Source organism: Corynebacterium phoceense, assembly GCF_900092335.1.
GTDB lineage: Bacteria > Actinomycetota > Actinomycetes > Mycobacteriales > Mycobacteriaceae > Corynebacterium > Corynebacterium phoceense.
The window spans coordinates 1-1,303 of sequence record NZ_LT596212.1; the positions used below are offsets into that span (position 1 = coordinate 1).

Annotated in this window: 1 protein-coding gene; it reads right to left on the minus strand. The window is 53.1% G+C overall.

All coding sequences use genetic code 11. From position 1 onward, the window contains the following. Positions 1 to 38: 38 nt before the first annotated feature. A protein-coding gene (locus BN9444_RS13270; protein WP_369814861.1) for an IS3 family transposase occupies positions 39 to 1,231 on the minus strand; the annotation gives its coding sequence in 2 pieces (ribosomal slippage) (positions 39 to 949 and positions 949 to 1,231; 1,194 coding nt in all). Positions 1,232 to 1,303: the final 72 nt, after the last annotated feature.

The following is a 1,303-nucleotide window of genomic DNA, read 5'->3' on the forward strand; positions in this document are numbered from 1 at the left end:
GGGCCTGACCCCTGGAAAGTAGACACGTCGGGGGTTAGCTATGCTGCTTGGGTCAGTGTAGCTGATGTGAGTGCTTCGAAGTCATCGGGGGCTAGAAGGTTGCACCAGGAGTGTCGTCTGCGTGTGTTGTAGCGCATGCACCATCGGAAGACTTCCTGCCGGCAGATAATGGGATTATCAAAGACTTTCCGATCACGTAGCACTTCACGTTTTAAGGTGGCGTTAAATGACTCTGCCAGGGCATTATCGGCACTAGTTCCCACCGCGCCCATGGATTGGCGCACACCAAGTTGGGCGCAGTGGTCCCTAAACGCCTGTGAGGTGTACACACTTCCATGATCAGAATGGAAAATAGCCCCGTCAAGGCTTCCGCGGACTGTGCTGGCATGGGACAAAGCCTCGATGACCAGTGAGACACGCATGTGGTCTGCGAGTGCATAACCTGCAAGTTTTCGTGAATAGGTGTCAATGACCGTGGCAAGGTACATGTTCTTACCGCCCTTACACGGCAGGTAGGTAATGTCGCCGACATACACACGGTTCGGCTCGTCAGCGGTGAATGTACGGCCTACTAAATCTGGCATGACACGGTGACCAGGCTTACGCCTAGTGGTGATGCATCGACGCCGTTTGCTAAAGCCTTTTAGCCCCATGGATTTCATGATGCGTGCGACCTTCTTATGGTTGATCGGGCCGAAGTCCGTATCGTCGTTGAGGCTTGCAGCGATGCGTTTAGCACCATAAAGCCCGTTCTCATCATCGAAGATGGCCTTGATTCTTGCACCAATAAGGGCATCGGAATACATCTTTAACCTGCGATTTTCGCGGGTGTTGACCCATTTATAAAACGAGGAGCGATTGAGCTTTAACACATGGCACATCCGCTTGACCGAATACTCGGTTCGGTGGTCATAGACAAACTGGAAGCGGATCACCAGCGTGTCTCTTCGGCAAAATATTTCGCGGCCTTGCGCAGAATATCGCGTTCTTCGCGCAGCTTCGCGTTCTCTTTTTCTAGCTGGCGGATTCGCTCGGAATCAGTCGTCTCCTTGGCGTTGTCGCGCATGGCCTTCGTGCGGGCACGTTTGCCGGTGCCGTATTGCTGAAGCCAGGAGAAAAGCGAGGAACGATTGACTCCAAGCTCTGCTGAAGCCGCGTGAAGTGAAAGGTCCTCATTGTTTTCATAGAGGGCCACAGCATCACGTTTGAACTGTTCGGAGTACCTAGGCATGGTGGTAGATTACCTTTCTTCCCAACCCAACCGGGCTGGATATCAGGTGTCCACCAAACAGGGGTCAGGTCC